Origin of the sequence: Streptomyces boluensis (genome assembly GCF_009908195.1) — a bacterium.
Lineage (GTDB): Bacteria > Actinomycetota > Actinomycetes > Streptomycetales > Streptomycetaceae > Streptomyces > Streptomyces boluensis.
Window position 1 is genome coordinate 1 of the sequence record NZ_JAAAHS010000122.1, and the last position, 18,864, is coordinate 18,864.

An 18,864-nucleotide genomic window follows, 5' to 3' on the forward strand; every position below is an offset into this window, starting at 1 on the left:
ACCCGCGCCTGCCCGACCCCCGCACGCCAATGCGCCGCCTCGACCCGCCAGCGCGCGGCCTCCTGCCGGGCCCGCCGGCGGGCCCCGACGGCCTGCGCCCACGGCACACAGTGCACCGGCAGCAGACTGAGCCCCCAGCCGCCCGCCACGACCGCGCCCTCCACGACGCCCGAACCGGCGGGGGCCAACACCAGCCGCAGCGCGGCCCACCACCACACCGTCCCGAACACCAGCGCCACCACGGCGAGCACACCGCGCGGCGCTCTCGTTCGCGCTTCCCGCCCGAGCCACGTCATGGAGCCTCCTCCGGCCGACGCTAAACCCGCGCGTTCACCCCACGGGAGGGCGCACAGGAGGCGCCAGAAGCATCCAGCAGCACAGCGACACGAGCCAGAACCCCACCGCGCCACCCGCCGCGCCACACGCAACCGCCCACGGCGGCCACTCTCAGCCGTTCTCCGCCTGGAACATCCAGTGATGCTTCTCCAGGTCAGCCGTGATCCCGATGAAGATGTCCTGGCTCACCGGGTCCGCCTCGCCCGTGCCGTCGACGCGCTCCCGCATCCGCGTGATCACCGCGCCGAGCGCGTCCACCAGCGTCTGCACCGCGTCCACGTCCTTGACCCAGCCGTCCGGCGCGGCGGCGATCCCGCTGCTCCGCGCCACCGTCGCCGACCTGCCGTCGGGCGAGACGCCGAGCGTCGACGCCCGTTCCGCCACGGTGTCGGAGTGCAGCCGCGCGGTGTCCACGACCTCGTCGAGCTGGAGGTGTACCGAGCGGAACCGGGGCCCGACGACATTCCAGTGCACCTGCTTCGCGACCAGCGACAGATCCACGAGGTCGACCAGGGCTCCCTGCAGAGCATCGCCGACCGTCTTCAGGTCGGCGTCGGACAACGGGCTCGTCACGACGTACATACGTGTCCTCCAAGACGCATCAATGGCAGGTGATCTCCCCTCCATCAACCATCGCATAGGCCCATAAAACGGTCACATCAAAGCGCACGACCGGGAGCACAGAGAAGGCCCCCGACCAGGAATTCCTCCCGGTCAGGGGCCTTCACCAAGCCTGTCAGGCCACAGCTCAAGCCGCGACGACGTCGACCGCTTCCGCAGGGGCCTTGATGGTCACGCGCTCGGGTGGCACACCCGCGACAGACACCGAATTGAGCATGGGACGCACTCCCGCAGACACCGCGGGTACCGGCGCGCGCACCGGCGCGGACTCGCCCGCAGCAGCCGACTCGGCCAGCTCGGCAAGCGAGAGTTCATCGCTCACTTCCCGCATGAGCTCGGACATCCGTACGTCAAGCGCGTCGCAGATCGCGGAGAGCAGCTCGGAGGATGCCTCCTTCTGCCCCCGCTCCACCTCGGAGAGATAGCCGAGCGAGACTCGGGCGGACGAGGAGACTTCGCGCAGAGTACGGCCCTGACGCTGGCGCTGCCGACGCAGCACGTCACCCAGCAGGCGACGGAGCAGAATCATCGGTGGCTCCCTCCTCGGACCGCGTAGCCGCATCCTTCACGCCCCACCGTACCGCCTCGCGCGGCGGCCGTGCGGGGAGCGATGTCGTGTTCACTCAGGGCTGCAAACATCAAAACCCCCCGTTCTGTTCCGTATCCTGTGCCCGCACATTCGCACCGAGTTCGCCCGCGAGCAGGTCGAGCACGCTTCGTACGCTCTCCCTACGGATTTCCGCCCGCTCGCCGTTCAACCGCAGCGCGACGACTTTGCCAGGTGTCCGGCTGTGCCCATGGCCGGGACCGGCCACCGCGACGTACACCGTCCCGACCGGCTTTCCGTCCTGCGGTTCGGGGCCCGCGACCCCGGTGGTGGCGATGCCCCAGTCCGCGTCGAACGCCCGGCGCACCCCTTCGGCCATGGCACGCGCGACATCGGGATCGACCGCTCCGCGCTCGGCCAGGAGGGTGCCGTCGACGCCGAGTACGCGTTCCTTCAGGTCGGTGGCGTACGCGGTGACGGAGCCGCGGAAGACGGCGGAGGCGCCGGGTACCGAGGTGAGCTCCGCGGCGACGAGTCCGCCGGTCAGAGACTCGGCGACGGCGAGGGTACGGCCCTCACCGGCGAGCAGCCCGAGCACTTCGGCCGCCCGCGTGCCGGTCACGCCGCCTGCTCCTCGGCAGCCCGGCCCTGGCGGCGCAGCACGATCGCCTGGCGGATGTAGTCGAGCCCGGTGGCCACGGTCAGCACGACCGCGAGGGCCATCACCCAGAACCGCAGCGTGGCCAGCGGCCCGGTCAGCGGGAGGACGTACATCCCCACGGCGATGCCCTGCGAGAGCGTCTTCAGCTTGCCGCCGCGACTGGCCGGAATCACGCCGTACCGGATCACCCAGAAGCGCAGCAGCGTGATGCCGAGTTCACGGCCGAGGATCACGCCCGTCACCCACCACGGCAGATCGCCGAGCGCGGAGAGACAGATCAGGGCGGCGCCCATGATCGCCTTGTCCGCGATCGGGTCGGCGATCTTCCCGAAGTCGGTGACGAGGTTGTACGTACGAGCCAGATGACCGTCGAAGACATCGGTGATCATGGCGACGGCGAAGGCGGCCCAGGCGAGCGCGCGCCAGGCCGGGTCGTATCCGCCCTCCGCGAGCATCAGCGCGACGAAGCCCGGCACGAGCACGAGCCGCATCATCGTCAGGATGTTCGCGATGTTCCACAGGCTGGCCTGGTTGACGGCCGCAGCGCCCAGCTTGCCGCCGGGTGCCGGCTGCCGGCCGGTGCCACCCGCAGCCGATGCCGGGACTCCGGTCATCTGCCCGCCTCCTCAGAACACTGCTCGACCACCAGGTCGACACCGAGAGTGCCGACGACCTTCGCCTCGACCATACGACCGACAGTCAAGCCCGCGGCGTCGGTGAACACCACCTGGCCGTCGGTCTCGGGCGCCTGGTGCGCGGCCCGGCCGAAGGCGCCGTCCTCGCCGTCCAGGGACTCCACGAGCACGTGCACGGTCTGGCCGACGCGCTCCTCGGCGCGCTGGGCGGTGAGCTCCTCGGCGAGCTGCGAGATCCGCGCGAGCCGCTCGGCGACGACGTCCTCGTCCAGCTTGTTCTCGTACGTCGCGGCCTCGGTGCCGTCCTCGTCCGAGTACCCGAAGACGCCGATCGCGTCGAGCCGGGCGCCGGTCAGGAAGCGTTCGAGCTCGGCGACGTCGTCCTCGGTCTCGCCGGGGAAGCCCACGATGAAGTTGGACCGCGCACCGGCCTCGGGGGCCTTGGAGCGGATCTGGTCGAGCAGTTCGAGGAACCGGTCGGTGTCCCCGAAGCGCCGCATCGCGCGCAGCACACCGGGCGCGGAGTGCTGGAACGACAGGTCGAAGTAGGGCACGACCTTCGGCGTGGAGGTCAGCACGTCGATGAGACCGGGACGCATCTCGGCGGGCTGGAGGTAGCTGACCCGCACCCGCTCGATCCCGTCGACCTCCGCGAGCTCGGGCAGCAGCGACTCCAGGAGCCGGATGTCACCGAGGTCCTTGCCGTACGAGGTGTTGTTCTCGGAGACGAGCATGACCTCCTTGACGCCCTGCTCGGCGAGCCAGCGGGTCTCGTTGAGGACATCGCTGGGGCGGCGCGAGATGAAGGAGCCACGGAAGGACGGGATGGCGCAGAACGAGCAGCGCCGGTCACAGCCGGAGGCCAGCTTCACCGAGGCGACCGGCGAGCTGCCCATGCGACGGCGCAGCGGGGCGCGCGGCCCGGAGGCCGGAGCGACGCCTTCCGGCAGGTCGCTCGGCTCGTTCTCCGGGGCCTGCGCATGGCCGGGCAGGGCCACGGCGTCGGCGCCGGACTGGCGCTCGGCCGGGCTCAGCGGCAGCAGCTTGCGGCGGTCGCGCGGGGCGTGCGCCTCGACGTTCCCACCGCTGAGGATGGTGTTCAGGCGACCGGAGATGTCGTTGTAGTCGTCGAAGCCGAGCACACCGTCGGCCTCGGGAAGGGCGTCGGCAAGCTCCTTGCCGTACCGCTCGGCCATGCAGCCCACGGCCACCACCGCCTGAGTACGGCCATGGTCCTTGAGGTCGTTGGCTTCGAGGAGGGCGTCGACGGAATCCTTCTTGGCGGCGTCGACGAATCCGCAGGTGTTGACCACGGCGACATCGGCGTCCGAGGCGTCCTCGACGAGTTGCCAGCCGTCCGCCTCCAAGCGGCCTGCCAGCTCCTCCGAGTCCACCTCGTTACGGGCGCAGCCAAGAGTGACGAGAGCGACGGTACGGCGTTGGGACATGCGGTCTAGCGTACTTCGTCCGCGCCGACGGCCCTGCCGCGAGGGTTCCCGCGGGTACGCGAGAGGCCCGGCCCCCCGAAGGGAACCGGGCCCGTCACGGCCGTCGGACTCAGCCGACCTGGGGTGCTCCGCCGTTGTCACCACGGGTGTACGACAGGCGCTCGACCTGGCCGGGCTTGAACTCGTCCTTGATCTCCTTGCCGTTGACGAAGAGCTTGATCGCTCCGGCGTCGCCGAGTACGAGATCGATCTTCTGCTTGTCCGTGAACGACTTCGACTGGCCCTGCTCGAGGAGGCCGTCGAACATGATCGCGCCGTTGTGGTCCTTCGCCGAGATCCAGCTGCGGCCCTCGGGCGCGCTCACCATGACGGTGACCTTGTCCTTCGGGGCGCCCGCGATGGCACTGTCCGTCGGGTCGGGCTTCGTCGGGTCGGTGGGCTTGTTGGGCGCGGGCTTCGACTCGGCCTTGCCGCTGGACGGTGTGCCCTCGGCGACCGGGTTCTTCGAACCCTGGCCGTCCTCGCCGCTGAACAGCGTGAAGCCGACGAAGCCGATCACGGCGACGATCGCCGCGACCATGGCCGCGGTCCAGTTGGGGCGGCGCGGCTCGGGCCGGATGCGTTCGGCCTCGAAGAGTGGCGCTGCCGGGGTGGGCGCGGGACGGCCGCCGTGTTCGGCGTCGTACTGCGCGAGGAGGGGGTCGGGGTCGATGCCCACGGCGCGCGCGACGGTGCGGATGTGCCCACGCGCGTACACATCGCCACCGCAGCGGGAGAAGTCGTCCTGCTCGATGGCCTGCACGATCGGGACGCGCACACGGGTCGCCGTGCTGACTTCTTCGACGGTTCGGCCGGAGTCGACTCTCGCCTGCTGGAGGGCACGGCCGACCGAAGGCAGGTCGTCTTCGGGGATCGAAGGACGGTCGTCTTCAGGGGAGTTGCCGATGGACACGAGGGCGCCTTTCGAGCGTGCAGCCACCTGCTGGACGTTCAGTCTAGGGGGGGTACGAAAGGGTGGGGCAAGCGGGCGGATGACTTTCTACGCCATCGGAATGGCCGGACCGCCGATGGTGAGACCTCCGCCCGTCTCCCTTTCCAACTTGACGTACGCGAAAGGGAAACGGTTGCCTGCCGAATCCTTTCGGTGGAGTTCGACTGACGTGGTTCCTACGCTTGAGCCTCCCCGCGGATCACCGCGAGCACTCCATCGAGTTCGTCCGGCTTCACCATCACGTCGCGCGCCTTCGATCCCTCGCTGGGTCCGACGATGTTCCGCGACTCCATCAGGTCCATCAGCCGCCCCGCCTTCGCGAAGCCGACGCGCAGCTTGCGCTGGAGCATCGAGGTCGACCCGAACTGGGTGGAGACCACCAGCTCCGCGGCCTGGCAGAGCAGGTCGAGGTCGTCGCCGATGTCCTCGTCGATCTCCTTCTTCTGCCGGGTGCCCACGGTGACGTCGTCCCGGAAGACCGGCGCCATCTGGTCCTTGCAGTGCTGCACGACCGCCTGGATCTCGTCCTCGGTGACGAAGGCGCCCTGCATACGGGTCGGCTTGTTCGCCCCCATCGGTAGGAACAGTCCGTCGCCCTTGCCGATGAGCTTCTCGGCGCCGGGCTGGTCGAGGATGACGCGGCTGTCGGCGAGCGAGGACGTGGCGAAGGCGAGCCTGGACGGCACGTTGGCCTTGATGAGCCCGGTGACGACGTCGACGGAGGGGCGCTGCGTGGCGAGCACCAGATGGATACCGGCGGCCCGCGCGAGCTGCGTGATCCGCACGATGGCGTCCTCGACGTCCCGCGGCGCGACCATCATCAGGTCGGCCAGCTCGTCGACGATCACCAGCAGGTACGGGTACGGCTTCAGCTCCCGCTCGCTGCCCTCGGGCGTCTTCAGCTTGCCCTCGCGGACGGCCTGGTTGAAGTCGTCGATGTGCCGGTACCCGAACGCCGCGAGGTCGTCGTAGCGCAGATCCATCTCGCGTACGACCCACTGCAGCGCCTCGGCGGCCCGCTTCGGGTTGGTGATGATCGGCGTGATGAGGTGCGGGATGCCTTCGTACGCGGTCAGTTCCACGCGCTTGGGGTCGACGAGGACCATGCGGACGTCCTCGGGGGTCGCCCGGCACATGACCGACGTGATCAGGCAGTTGATGCAGGACGACTTGCCGGAGCCGGTGGCGCCGGCGACCAGGATGTGCGGCATCTTCGCGATGTTCGCCATCACGTAGCCGCCCTCGACGTCCTTGCCGAGCGCGACCAGCATCGGGTGGTCGTCCTCCGCGGCGTCCGCGAGCCGGAGCACGTCGCCGACGTTGACCATCTCGCGGTCGGTGTTCGGGATCTCGATGCCGACCGCGGACTTGCCGGGGATCGGCGAGATGATCCGCACGTCCGGGGAGGCGACCGCGTACGCGATGTTCTTCGCGAGTGCCGTGATCTTCTCGACCTTCACGGCGGGACCGAGCTCGATCTCGTACCGCGTGACCGTCGGGCCCCGGGTGAAGCCGGTGACCGCGGCGTCGACCTTGAACTCGGTGAAGACGTTGGTCAGCGACTCCACCACCGCGTCGTTGGCCGCGCTGCGGGACTTGCCGGGCCCACCGCGGGTGAGCAGGTCGAGCGAGGGCAGCGCGTACGTGATGTCACCGGACAGCTGGAGTTGCTCGGCGCGTGGCGGCAGGTCGCGGGGCGCGTCCGGAGCGGACTTGGTGAGGTCGGGGACCGAGCGCTCACCGGTGTCGTGCGGCTCCGGCGCCGGGGCGGGCTTCTTCCCGGTGCCGCGCGCCGATGGCAGCGGGGTCGGCGTGGCCTCATCGGAGCGCTCCGTGGAGACGCCCTGCGTGAGGTCGGCGACCAGCGGCGAGGGCGGCATGCCGTGCAGCACGGCGCCGTCGAGGGCGGCAGCGGCGGCGGCCGCCACGTCCACGGCGTCCATCGGCCGGTCGAAGGCGGACTGCGTGCTGGGCCGGCGCGGCTTGGCCCGCCGCTTGGTGAGCGCGGCCTCCTCGGCCATGTCGGTGTCGTACACCTCGTCCGCGGGAGCTCCGCCGCGCCGCCTCGACTTGGCGGGCAGCGCCTCGCGCCACTGCTCGTCGTAGCGCTCGTCGTCCTCGGTGAACGCGTCCCGCTCCGGCTCGGGCTGTACGACGCCGAGCTTCTCGCCGAGCAGCCGAACCCGTTGCGGGATGGCGTTCACGGGCGTCGCGGTGACCACGAGCAGGCCGAAGACGGTGAGCAGGACGAGCAGCGGTACGGCGAGCACCGTGCCCATCGTGAAGACCAGCGGCCGTGACACGGCCCAGCCGATCAGTCCGCCCGCGTCCCTTATGGCCTCGATGCCCTCGCCGCGCCCCGGGGAGCCGCACGCCATGTGGACCTGGCCGAGCACGCCGATGACGAGCGCGGAGAGGCCGATCACGATGCGCCCGTTGGCCTCGGGCTTCTCGGGGTGCCGGATGAGCCGGACGGCGACGGCGCCGAGCAGCAGCGGCACGAGCAGGTCGAGCCGGCCGAAGGCGCCGGTCACCAGCATCTCGACGAGGTCGCCGACGGGGCCGCGCAGGTTCGACCAGGTGCCCGCGGCGCAGATCAGGGCGATGCCGAGGAGCAGCAGCGCGAGCCCGTCCTTGCGGTGCGCGGGGTCGAGTCCCTTCGCTCCGCGCCCTATGCCGCGGAACATCGCTCCGACGCCGTGGGCGAGGCCGAGCCAGCAGGCGCGCGCCAGCTTGTAGACGCCGCCGGTGGGGTTCGGCGCGGGCTTGGGTACGGGCTTCTTGGCCGCCGCCTTCTTGGCGGGGGCCCTCTTCGCGGGCGCCTTCTTCGCCACGGCCTTCTTAGCCGGAGCCTTCTTGGGGGCGGCCGCCTTCTTCGCGGGCGCCTTCTTGGCTGCGGACGGACGTGAGGCCATGAGGGTGAGGTTACCGTCGTGGGCCACAGCGGACACGTGTGCCCACCGCTTCACCCGTTCGTGTCGCCCTTGCGGCGCACCGGATCTGACGCGCTCTCAGCGGCCTGGGCGGCCGGGCGAGTTCCGCCCTGCGTCGTAGCGGCGGACCCGTCACTTCCGGTGCGGCGAAGGTCAGTTCTGCGAGGGCACCGACGGGGCGCCGCTGTCCGCACCCGGCTCCAGGGCGTCAAGGGCCCTGCGCAGCCCGGTGAGTTTGCGCTCCAGGTGGGCCGCGGTGGCCACCGCGGCGGCGTCCGCGGAGTCGTCGTCGAGCTGCTTGGAGAGCGCCTCCGCCTGCTCCTCGACGGCCGCGAGCCGGGCGGAGAGCTCCGCGAGCAGCCCGGTGGGCTCCTTGGCGTCGCCGACGGCGGACTTGCCGCCGCCCTCCAACTGCAGCCGCAGCAGAGCGGCCTGCTCCCGGAGTTGGCAGTTCTTCATGTACAGCTCGACGAACACCGAGACCTTGGCGCGCAGCACCCACGGGTCGAAGGGCTTCGAGATGTAGTCCACCGCGCCCGCCGCGTACCCACGGAAGGTGTGGTGGGGGCCGTGGTTGATGGCCGTGAGAAAGATGATCGGGATGTCCCGGGTCCGCTCCCGGCGCTTGATGTGCGCGGCGGTCTCGAAACCGTCCATGCCCGGCATCTGGACGTCCAGCAGAATGACCGCGAAGTCGTCCGTGAGCAGTGCCTTGAGCGCTTCCTCCCCGGACGATGCCCGCACCAGCGTCTGATCGAGCGCGGAGAGGATGGCCTCCAGCGCAAGCAGATTCTCCGGCCGGTCATCGACCAGGAGGATCTTGGCCTTCTGCACCATGGCCCGCCCTCCTCGCCTCGGCTGTGCACCGGTCGCCGCCCCAGGGGACGACTCCGTCTCGCCGTCCGTCCTTGTGCCGGTCATGGTAGCCGCACCCCACTCGTCGCCACACCCTGTCACCGCGATGTCACCGCGCACGTACCAGAAACGGTACGGGAGCCGGGAAGGTTCCCGGAATCCCGCACCCCCGCACGGCTCCTGACACGTTCAGTCAGCAACTCTGCCTGATCTGTACGTAAATTCACTGTGAGGTTTTACTCTCCGCTCATCCATCGCTCCATGACCGACAGCAGATGATCCGGGTCGACCGGCTTCGTCACGTAGTCGGACGCACCGCACTCGATGGCCTTCTCCCGGTCGCCCTTCATCGCCTTCGCGGTGAGCGCGATGATCGGCAGCCCGGCGAACTGCGGCATCCTGCGGATCGCCGTCGTCGTCGCGTACCCGTCCATCTCCGGCATCATGATGTCCATAAGCACCAGCGTCGTGTCGTCGTGCTGCTCAAGGACCTCGATGCCCTCCCGGCCGTTCTCCGCGTACAGCACCGACAGGCCGTGCTGCTCGAGGACGCTGGTGAGCGCGAACACGTTGCGGATGTCGTCGTCGACGATCAGCACCTTCTCGCCACCGAAGTGGAACGTCCGGCGCTCGCTCCCCGCCCGCTCACCGGCCGGCGCCCACTGCTCCGGCGCGATCTGCGACGCGCTCGACGGGGCCGGGGCCGGCTGGCCCGGCAGCGCGGGGCGCTGCTCCGGCGCCTGCACGCTGCGCCGCCGCCTACGGAACAACGTCCCGGAGTTCGCGGGCTGTTGGGGCTCTGCGGCGGGCGCGGGACGGCTCGCCTCGACCTCCTCGACCGCGTCCTCCGCGGCCGGCGGCAGCGCCATCGACTCCATCCCGGCCGCGATCACCGGAGGCAGCTGCGAGTAGCCCTGCGGCGGCAGTTCGCTGGGGTGCAGCGGCAGGTACAGCGTGAACGTCGAGCCACGGCCCGGCTCACTGGCCGCGTGGATCTCACCGCCGAGCAGCCGCGCGATCTCCCGGCTGATCGAGAGCCCCAGACCCGTACCGCCGTACTTGCGGCTGGTCGTGCCGTCCGCCTGCTTGAACGCCTCGAAGATCACGCGCATCTTGCTGCCCGCGATCCCGATGCCCGTGTCCGTGACCGAGAACGCGATCAGCTCGGCGTCCGCCTCCCGCAGCGAACCCGCCTCCAGGAGCTGCTCCCGGATACCGTCCGGCACATCGGAGCCCGCGGTCCTGATCACCAGCTCCACCGCGCCGCTCTCGGTGAACTTCACCGCGTTGGCAAGGAGGTTGCGCAGCACCTGAAGCAGCCGCTGCTCGTCCGTGTTGAGCGTCGCGGGCAGCTCCGGCGACACCCGTACGGAGAAGTCGAGACCCTTCTCCGCGGTCAGCGGACGGAACGTCGCCTCCACATAGTCCACGAGCTGTACGAGCGCGATGCGGGTCGGCGAGACGTCCATCTTGCCCGCCTCGACCTTCGACAGGTCCAGGATGTCGTTGATCAGCTGCAGCAGGTCCGAGCCCGCCCCGTGAATGGTCTCCGCGAACTCGACCTGCTTCGGCGAGAGGTTGCCCTCCGCGTTGTCCGCGAGCAGCTTGGCGAGGATCAGCAGCGAGTTCAGCGGCGTACGCAGCTCGTGCGACATGTTCGCCAGGAACTCCGACTTGTACCGCATCGAGATCGCCAGTTGCTCGGCACGCTCCTCCAGGACCTGCCGGGCCTCCTCGATCTCGGTGTTCTTCACCTCGATGTCGCGGTTCTGCTGAGCGAGCAGCTCGGCCTTCTCCTCCAGCTCCGCGTTGGAGGCCTGCAGCGCCTTCTGCCGGTTCTCCAACTCAGCCGAACGTTCCCGCAGTTGCTCGGTCAGCTCCTGCGACTGCTTGAGCAGCACCTCCGTCTTCGTATTGACGGAGATGGTGTTCACGGACGTCGCGATCATCTCGGCGATCTGGCTCAGGAAGTCCCGCTGGATCTGCGTGAACGGCTGGAACGACGCCAGCTCGATCACACCGAGCACCTTGGCCTCGAACAGCACCGGAAGCACGATCACCTGCGCCGGCGGCGCGTCCCCCAGACCCGAAGCGATCTTCAGGTAGCCGGACGGGGCGTTCTCCACCAGGATCGTGCGCCGCTCCGTGGCCGCCGTCCCGATCAGCGTCTCGCCGGGCTTGAACGACGTCGGCATCGAGCCCATCGAGTAGCCGTAACTGCCCAGCATCCGCAGCTCGTACGCCTCGTCGTCCTCGTCCACCCCGAGGTCGGGACCGTCGTCCGTGGGCTGCGCCACGAAGAACGCGCCGTGCTGCGCGGACACCACCGGCGTCAGCTCGCTCATGATCAGGCCGGCCACGTCCTCCAGGTCGCGGCGGCCCTGCATCAGACCGGAGATACGGGCCAGGTTGCCCTTGAGCCAGTCCTGCTCCTTGTTCGCGATCGTGGTGTCACGCAGGTTGGCGATCATCGTGTTGATGTTGTCCTGCAGCACCTGGATCTCGCCCGAGGCGTCCACGTCGATCTTCAGGTTCAGGTCGCCACGGGTCACCGCGGTCGCGACCGCCGCGATGGCGCGCACCTGCCGGGTGAGGTTCCCGGCCATCTCGTTCACGGACTCGGTCAGGTCGCGCCACGTGCCGTCCACGTCCCGCACCCGCGCCTGGCCGCCCAACTGGCCCTCGGTGCCCACCTCTCGGGCCACCCGGGTCACCTGCTCGGCGAACGACGACAGCTGGTCGACCATCGTGTTGATGGTCGTCTTCAGCTCCAGGATCTCGCCGCGCGCGTCGATGTCGATCTTCTTCGTCAGGTCACCCTTGGCGATGGCCGTCGTGACCATCGCGATGTTGCGCACCTGACCGGTCAGGTTGGACGCCATCGAGTTCACCGACTCGGTGAGGTCCTTCCACGTACCGGCCACGCCCGGCACCCGCGCCTGACCGCCCAGGATGCCGTCCGTGCCCACCTCGCGGGCCACTCGCGTGACCTCGTCGGCGAACGAACTCAGCGTCGTCACCATGGTGTTGACCGTGTCCGCGAGCTGCGCGACCTCGCCGCGCGCCTCCACCGTGACCTTCTTCGTCAGGTCACCGTTGGCCACCGCCGTCGCGACCTGGGAGATGTTCCGCACCTGACTGGTCAGGTTGTTGGCCATCAGGTTCACGTTGTCGCTCAGGTCCTTCCAGATGCCGATGACTCCCGGCACCCGCGCCTGACCGCCCAACTGGCCTTCCGTACCCACCTCTCGGGCGACCCGCGTCACCTGCTCCGCGAAACTGGAGAGCTGGTCCACCATGGTGTTCACCGTGGTGACGAGTTCGAGGATCTCGCCCTTCGCGTCGACGGTGATCTTCTTCGACAGGTCGCCGTTGGCCACCGCCGTCGTGACCTCGGCGATGTTGCGCACCTGACTCGTCAGGTTGTTCGCCATGCCGTTCACGGACTGCGTGAGGTCCTTCCACGTACCCGCCACGCCCTGCACCTCGGCCTGACCGCCCAGGATGCCGTCCGTACCCACCTCGCGGGCCACCCGCGTCACCTGCTCGGCGAACGCGGAGAGCTGGTCCACCATCGTGTTGAGGGTGTTCTTCAGCTCCAGGATCTCGCCGCGCGCGTCCACGTCGATCTTCTGCGACAGGTCACCGCGGGCCACCGCCGTCGCGACCTGCGCGATGTTCCGCACCTGGCCCGTGAGGTTCCCCGCCATGCCGTTCACGGAGTCCGTCAGGTCCCGCCATACACCGGCCACACCCGGCACCTGCGCCTGACCGCCGAGCCGACCCTCGGTGCCCACCTCGCGGGCCACCCGGGTCACCTGGTCCGCGAACGCGGAGAGCTGGTCCACCATCGTGTTGATGGTGTTCTTCAGCTCCAGGATCTCGCCGCGCGCGTCCACGTCGATCTTCTGCGACAGGTCACCCCGCGCCACCGCCGTCGTCACCTGTGCGATCTGCCGCACCTGTGAAGTCAGGTTCCCCGCCATGAAGTTGACGGAGTCGGTCAGTTCCTTCCACGTACCACTGACACCGTCCACCCGGGCCTGACCACCGAGCCGGCCCTCCGTACCCACGTCACGGGCCATCCGGGTCACCTGGTCGGCGAAGCTCGACAGCTGGTCCACCATCGTGTTCACGGTGTTCTTCAGCTGGAGCATCTCGCCGGACACGTCCACGGTGACCTTCTGCGACAGGTCACCGTTGGCCACCGCCGTCGTCACCTGCGCGATGTTGCGCACCTGACCCGTCAGGTTCCGGAAGGCCGTGTTGACCGAGTCGGTGAGGTCCTTCCACGTGCCGGCCGCGCCCACCACCTGCGCCTGACCGCCCAGCTCACCCTCGACACCGATCTCCCGTGCCACACGCGTGACTTCGGAACCGAACGCCGACAGCTGGTCCACCATCGTGTTGACGGTGTTCTTCAACTCCAGCATCTCGCCCGCGACATCGACGGTGACCTTCTGCGACAGGTCACCGTTGGCCACCGCCGTCGTCACCTGCGCGATGTCCCGCACCTGCGTCGTCAGGTTCCGGAAGACCGTGTTCACCGAGTCGGTGAGGTCCTTCCACGTGCCCGCCGCACCCGGCACATTGGCCTGCCCGCCGAGCTGACCGTCGGCGCCGACCTCGTTCGCCACACGGGTCACCTCGTCGGCGAACGTACGCAGCGTCTCCGTCATCTGGTTGATGGTCTCGGCGAGTTGGGCCACCTCGCCCCGCGCGTTCACCGTGACCTTCTGCGACAGGTCGCCGCTCGCCACCGCCGTCGTCACCTGGGCGATGCCCCGCACCTGCGCGGTGAGGTTGCCCGCCATCAGGTTCACCGAGTCGGTGAGGTCCTTCCACACACCGGCCACACCCGGCACCTTCGCCTGGCCGCCGAGCTCACCCTCGGTACCCACCTCGCGCGCGACCCGGGTCACCTCGGAGGAGAACGACGACAGCTGGTCCACCATCGTGTTCACGGTGTTCTTCAGCTCGAGCATCTCGCCCGCGACATGAACGGTCACCTTGCGTGACAGATCACCCTTCGCCACCGCCGTCGTCACGAGAGCAATGTCACGCACCTGCGCGGTGAGCCGGTACGCCATGGTGTTGACCGAATCCGTGAGGTCCTTCCACGAACCGGACATACCGCGCACCCGGGCCTGACCGCCCAACTTGCCCTCGGTACCGACCTCGCTGGCCACCCGCGTCACCTCGTCGGTGAACCGCGACAACTGATCGACCAGGTTGTTGACCGTCCGGCCGACCTTCAGGAACTCGCCGCGCAACGGATGCTGCGCCACCCCGTCGGGCCCCGGCGCCTTGAGCTCCATCCGCTGCTCCAGGTCACCCTCCGCGACCGCCGAGAGCACCCGCCCGACCTCGGACACCGGTCGTACGAGATCGTCCACCAGCGCGTTGGACGCGTCGATCGCCGCCACCCACGAGCCCTCGCCCGCACCGTGCTCCAGGCGCTCCGTGAGCTTTCCCTCACGCCCCACCACGCGCCGCACCCGCGCCAGCTCACTGGTCAGATGCAGATTCCGGTCCGCGACCTCGTTGAACACAGCGGCGATCTCGGCCATCACACCGTCGTTGGCGACGGTCAGACGCTTCCGGAAATTGCCGTCCCGCATCGCGACGAGCGCCGTGAGCAGCCGGTTCAGAGCCGCGGTGTCGACCGCGGTGGTCCCACTTCGCTGTTTGCCTCGGGACGGGCCGCCTTTTGCGCGCGTGCCAGTGCCACGCGCCGCTGCGCCAGACTCCACTGTGTCCCTCCCGCAGGGATCGACCACTTGCTGGGGTGCTCAGGCCTTCACTCCGAGCCTGCCCAGTGTTTCACCATGCCGGAACCAGGCCATAACAGTTCGGCAGCTTTGCACAGCGTCCCCGCACCCTCCGGGCGGAAACACTGTCGACCGGCATCCGCATAGACGGTGAAGGTAAGTAACCTGGCATCCGGCTGTCCAACCACCCCGGCCCGCCCGGCCTGGGCGGCGGAAGGCAGAACGGCGGGCAGACGCACATCGGAGGGGCGGCCGCAGCATGGGCATGGGAGATCTCGGCGTCGACACTCGAACTAGGAGCTCTGTGATCACCGCGCGGGCGGCCGCCACTTTCGACCCGGTAGGGCGCTCCGTCGCCTCGGCCCGGACCTTCGTCCGCGACACCCTCCAGGGCTGGGGGCACGCAGACATCGTCGACGACGCCGTCGTCCTCACCAGCGAGCTCGTCACCAACGCCGTGGTGCACGCCGGCACCACCGCCGACGTCCTCTGCCTGCGCTCCGAGGACTCCGTACGCATCGAGGTCTCCGACCGCTATCCGGAGCGCGAGATCCCGCTCCAGCAGTCCGTGCACACCATGGGCAGCCCCGACCGCGAAGGCGGTCGCGGCCTCCAACTCTGCGCCGCACTCGCCGCCCGCTGGGGCGTGGAGTACACCCCCACGCACAAACAGGTCTGGTTCCGACTCGACCTGCCGGAGCGCATGGTCGGCACCCGCACCGCGGGCCCCGAGATCGCCGTCGACCTCCTGCCGCTCGCCGACAGCCAGGTCCGCGTCGCCGTCATCCAGATCAACGGCACCGGCACCATCTCCGCCTGGAACGAGGACGCCGAGACCCTCTTCGGATACCCGGCGGAGAAGGTCAACGGCAAACCCCTCAACGACCTCGCCGCCTGGCCGCACACCCCCGGCACCGGCACCGGCATCGCCGAGGCCCTCCAACTCTCGCGCTGGGAAGGCAGTTACGGCATCCGCGGCGCCGACGGCCGCGTCATCCCGGTGTACGCCTCCCACCTCCGCGTCCGCGACACCGACGGCGCCCCCTCCACGGTCTGCCTGCTCGTACGCGACCACGAACGCGCCGTCCTGCAGACCCCGTTGCGCGGTCCCGCCCCCGACGCCGCCTCCGTCTCCGAGGGCAAGCCCGGCACCGACCCCTTCGACGCCTTCATCGGCTCCCCCGCACCGGACGACCTCGACGGCCTGCTCCAGCGCACCGTCGAGCGCGCCCGCGACATGCTCGACGGCGACGCCGCCTTCCTGCTCCTCGCCACCGACGACGAGACCGAACTGGAAGTACGCGCCTCCACCGGCCTCCCCTCCGCCCGCCAGCGCTTCGCCCGCGTCCCCGTCGAAGCCGGCACCGGACGGTACGGCTCCGCCCGGATGCCCTCCGTCCACGAGGACCTCTCCGTCGTCCCCGGCGCCGCCCCGCTCCTCAACGGCACCGGCATGCGCTCCGTCGTCACGGTCCCGCTCAAGGTCGAGGGCCGCCTCACCGGCTCCCTCGGCGTCGCCGCCGAAGCCCCCGGCCGGTACTCCAACGAAGAGGCCCTGCGCCTGCAGTTCGCCGCCGACCGCATCGCCCTCGCCGTCGAGTCGGCCCGCCTCGGCGAGCTCGAGCGGCTCCGCAGAGGCTCCCTCAGCTTCCTCGTCGAGGCCTCCGACCTCCTCGCCGGCACCCTCGACCGCGACCAGACCCTGGCCCTCATGGCTCAGATGACGGTCCCCACCCTCGCCACCTGGTGCGCGGTCTACACGATCGCCGACCAGTCCTCCGAGCCGTACCTCTCGTACGTACTGCACGAGGACGAGGAACGCATCGACGGCCTCAAGGCCCTGCTCTCCCGCATCGCCCCGCCCGACCCGGTCCCGACGCCCGGAGCACGCGTCTGGGGCGCCCCGGCCGAGGCCGCCCACCAGGCCGCCCTGCGCACCTCGATGCGCAGCCTCGGCCTCGGCGAACCGCCCCGCCTCAGCACCGGCATCGGCACGTCCCTCGCCACCGCCTCCGCGGTCGGCGGCGAGACCGTCGTCCTGCCCCTTGTCGCCCGCAACCGCGTCATCGGCATGCTGACCCTCGGCAAGCCCACCGAGGAGCACTTCCGCCAGGAGATCCTCGAACTCGCCGAGGACCTCTCCCGCCGAGCCGCCCTCGCCCTCGACAACGCCCGCCTGTACTCGGAGCGCATGGCCATCAGCCAGTCCCTCCAGCGCAGCCTGCTCCCGCCCGGCCTCCCGCAGGTCCCCGGCGTCGAGGTCGAGGTCATCTACCGCGCGGCCGGCGAGGGCAACGAAGTGGGCGGCGACTTCTACGACCTCTTCCCCATCCGCGACGGTGCGTACGGCTTCGCCATCGGCGACGTGTGCGGTACGGGCCCGGAGGCGGCGGCTGTCACCGGCCTGGCCCGGCACGCCCTGCGCCTCCTGGCCCGCGAGGGCTTCGGCGGCCCCGCGGTCCTGGAGCGGCTCAACGCCGCGATCCTCGACGAGGGCGCCCGCAGCCGCTTCCTGACGCTGCTCTACGGCGAGTTGTGGCCCCAGGAGGACGGCTCCGCCATCCTCAAGATCGTCTGCGCCGGCCACCCGCTCCCGCTCCGCCTCCGCCAGGACGGCACGGTCGAGCCGTACGCAGAACCGCAGCCCCTCCTCGGCGTCATGGACGACCTGGAGCTGTACGAGCAGACGGTGACGCTCGATCCGGGCGACGTCCTGCTCTGCGTCACGGACGGCGTCACGGAACGCCGCGAGGGCACCCGCATGCTCGGCGACGACGGCCTCGCCGACGTCCTCACGACATGTACGGGCCTCACGGCCGGCGCCGTCGCGGCCCGCATCATGCGCGCCGTCGAGCGCTTCGCGACGGACGCCCCGTCCGACGACATGGCCATCCTCGCGATGCGCGTCCCGGAGCCCCACCAGGACTGAACTCCGGTCCGTACAACGCAAAAAGGCCCCGCCCGAATCATCGGGCGGGGCCTTCTCTGTCAGGGCCCCCATGCGGAATCGAACCGCAGACCTTCTCCTTACCATGGAGACGCTCTACCGACTGAGCTATAGGGGCCTGTTGTCCGCGCGGTCTCCCGCGCTGCAACGAAATAGATCATACCCCGATCCGAACGGTGCCTCGAACCACCCGCACCGTCTGACGACCGTCTTTCAGAAAGCGGGCTGCAGCAGCCCACCGAGCGCGTTGCACGCGGACACCAACCGCTGAAGTTCCCGCCGCGACTTGGACCCCTGAACAGGAAGCGCGAGCGTCTCGTCGGCGGCCCGCTCGGTCTCGGGCAACAGCACATCCCGACGGAACTGCGGCAACCGGTGCACGGGCGTCTTCACCGGCACCCGGCAGTCAACTCCCTTGCTCCGTACGGCTCGTGCGAACGCGTCCCGATCGGGCCGCCCGTTCCCGGGCACCCTGACGACATACTCCTCATAGGTGTGCCCCCGTACCGGCTCCGGTGTGGTCACACCACTGAGCCGGGCATCGAGATACGCGGCGTGCGCCCGCCTGCGCGTGACTTCGCCGTACGCCTCGTCACCCTCGGCCTGTTCAAGGAGAAGCAGCCCGTGCCGTCGGCCCACAGCTCCCAACTGCCCCATGTCCGCGGGCCGTCCGAAGCGATGGACGACGACGACGGCCGCGGTCCGCGAGCTGACGACGGCGTCGACCGCACGGGCATCGAGGCAGTACGTCAGCGGGTCGATGTCCGCGAACACCGGCAGAGCTCCCGCGAGGACGACGTCCTCGGCCACATCGGCGTTCCCGTACGCGGGCACGATGACCTCGTCACCGAGCCCGACGCCGGCTGCCTTGAGCATTCCAACTGTCCCCATACCTCGGGATGTTGGAGGCGCAACGTGAACGCAAGGTGACGCAAAACAAAAAGACGCTGGTCCCTGAACCGAAGTTCAGGGACCAGCGTCTTCATCAAAATTTGTTCGGCGGCGTCCTACTCTCCCACAGGGTCCCCCCTGCAGTACCATCGGCGCTGTGAGGCTTAGCTTCCGGGTTCGGAATGTAACCGGGCGTTTCCCTCACGCTATGACCACCGAAACACTATG

At 69.5% G+C, this 18,864-nt stretch carries 12 protein-coding genes, 1 tRNA gene and 1 rRNA gene; 1 reads left to right on the forward strand and 13 read right to left on the reverse strand.

All coding sequences use genetic code 11. The annotated features are described in order from the left end of the window. The 10 genes from GUY60_RS17280 to GUY60_RS17325 form a co-directional block, all read right to left on the reverse strand. A partial coding sequence (locus GUY60_RS17280) for a hypothetical protein (RefSeq protein ID WP_246235152.1) occupies positions 1–296 on the reverse strand: 296 nt, incomplete at its 3' end. Positions 297–447: 151 nt separating this feature from the next. Next, positions 448–918: a Dps family protein gene (locus tag GUY60_RS17285; RefSeq protein WP_161698759.1), complete on the reverse strand. Its 471-nt coding sequence runs from the start codon at positions 916–918 to the stop codon at positions 448–450. A 166-nt stretch (positions 919–1,084) separates the two neighbouring features. After that, on the reverse strand, positions 1,085–1,486 hold the full coding sequence (locus tag GUY60_RS17290; RefSeq protein WP_161698761.1) for a helix-turn-helix domain-containing protein: 402 nt from the start codon (positions 1,484–1,486) through the stop codon (positions 1,085–1,087). Positions 1,487–1,595: 109 nt separating this feature from the next. Next, on the reverse strand, positions 1,596–2,126 hold the full coding sequence (locus tag GUY60_RS17295) for a CinA family protein (RefSeq protein ID WP_161698763.1): 531 nt from the start codon (positions 2,124–2,126) through the stop codon (positions 1,596–1,598). Then, positions 2,123–2,779 carry a CDP-diacylglycerol--glycerol-3-phosphate 3-phosphatidyltransferase gene (gene pgsA / locus GUY60_RS17300; RefSeq protein ID WP_161698764.1) on the reverse strand — a complete coding sequence of 219 codons (657 nt, stop codon included), beginning with the start codon at positions 2,777–2,779 and terminating at the stop codon, positions 2,123–2,125. The genes GUY60_RS17295 and pgsA overlap by 4 nt, the downstream gene beginning before the upstream one ends. Beyond that, the gene (gene rimO, locus GUY60_RS17305; RefSeq protein ID WP_161698766.1) at positions 2,776–4,248 is read right to left on the reverse strand and encodes a 30S ribosomal protein S12 methylthiotransferase RimO; all 1,473 of its coding nucleotides are present in this window, start codon (positions 4,246–4,248) and stop codon (positions 2,776–2,778) included. The genes pgsA and rimO overlap by 4 nt, the downstream gene beginning before the upstream one ends. 109 nt (positions 4,249–4,357) lie before the next feature. Then, a complete protein-coding gene (locus GUY60_RS17310) occupies positions 4,358–5,200 on the reverse strand; it encodes a helix-turn-helix domain-containing protein (RefSeq protein ID WP_161698776.1) in 843 nt (280 codons plus the stop codon). Between the two features lie 215 nt (positions 5,201–5,415). After that, positions 5,416–8,154 (reverse strand): DNA translocase FtsK, encoded by a 2,739-nt coding sequence (locus GUY60_RS17315; RefSeq protein ID WP_161698768.1) that lies wholly within the window; start codon positions 8,152–8,154, stop codon positions 5,416–5,418. A gap of 171 nt (positions 8,155–8,325) precedes the next feature. Beyond that, a complete protein-coding gene (locus tag GUY60_RS17320; protein WP_161698770.1) occupies positions 8,326–9,009 on the reverse strand; it encodes a response regulator in 684 nt (227 codons plus the stop codon). 254 nt (positions 9,010–9,263) lie between these two features. Then, positions 9,264–14,780, reverse strand: a complete 5,517-nt coding sequence (locus tag GUY60_RS17325; protein ID WP_187370048.1) for a HAMP domain-containing protein — start codon at positions 14,778–14,780, stop codon at positions 9,264–9,266. Between the two features lie 277 nt (positions 14,781–15,057). Between GUY60_RS17325 and GUY60_RS17330 the strand changes: the two genes are divergently transcribed. Beyond that, the gene (locus tag GUY60_RS17330) at positions 15,058–17,727 is read left to right on the forward strand and encodes a SpoIIE family protein phosphatase (RefSeq protein WP_246235154.1); all 2,670 of its coding nucleotides are present in this window, start codon (positions 15,058–15,060) and stop codon (positions 17,725–17,727) included. Between the two features lie 63 nt (positions 17,728–17,790). Here GUY60_RS17330 and GUY60_RS17335 read toward each other — a convergent pair. The 3 genes from GUY60_RS17335 to rrf all read right to left on the reverse strand — a co-directional run bounded on the left by GUY60_RS17335 (position 17,791) and on the right by rrf (position 18,856). Continuing rightward, positions 17,791–17,863 (reverse strand) — tRNA-Thr (locus tag GUY60_RS17335). Positions 17,864–17,958: 95 nt separating this feature from the next. Further along, complete coding sequence (locus GUY60_RS17340) at positions 17,959–18,621, reverse strand: DegT/DnrJ/EryC1/StrS family aminotransferase (protein WP_187370049.1); 663 nt, start codon at positions 18,619–18,621, stop codon at positions 17,959–17,961. A 118-nt stretch (positions 18,622–18,739) separates the two neighbouring features. Next, positions 18,740–18,856 (reverse strand): 5S ribosomal RNA (gene rrf, locus GUY60_RS17345). Positions 18,857–18,864 lie beyond the last annotated feature (8 nt).

Excerpts from the sequence above, each read along its gene's own strand:
- GUY60_RS17320 (WP_161698770.1), bottom strand. The coding sequence starts at position 9,009 with ATGGTGCAGAAGGCCAAGATCCTCCTGGTCGATGACCGGCCGGAGAAT.
- pgsA (WP_161698764.1), bottom strand. The coding sequence starts at position 2,779 with ATGACCGGAGTCCCGGCATCGGCTGCGGGTGGCACCGGCCGGCAGCCG.
- rimO (WP_161698766.1), bottom strand. The coding sequence starts at position 4,248 with ATGTCCCAACGCCGTACCGTCGCTCTCGTCACTCTTGGCTGCGCCCGT.
- GUY60_RS17340 (WP_187370049.1), bottom strand. The coding sequence starts at position 18,621 with ATGCTCAAGGCAGCCGGCGTCGGGCTCGGTGACGAGGTCATCGTGCCC.
- GUY60_RS17315 (WP_161698768.1), bottom strand. The coding sequence starts at position 8,154 with ATGGCCTCACGTCCGTCCGCAGCCAAGAAGGCGCCCGCGAAGAAGGCG.
- GUY60_RS17330 (WP_246235154.1), top strand. The coding sequence starts at position 15,058 with ATGGGCATGGGAGATCTCGGCGTCGACACTCGAACTAGGAGCTCTGTG.
- GUY60_RS17285 (WP_161698759.1), bottom strand. The coding sequence starts at position 918 with ATGTACGTCGTGACGAGCCCGTTGTCCGACGCCGACCTGAAGACGGTC.
- GUY60_RS17290 (WP_161698761.1), bottom strand. The coding sequence starts at position 1,486 with ATGATTCTGCTCCGTCGCCTGCTGGGTGACGTGCTGCGTCGGCAGCGC.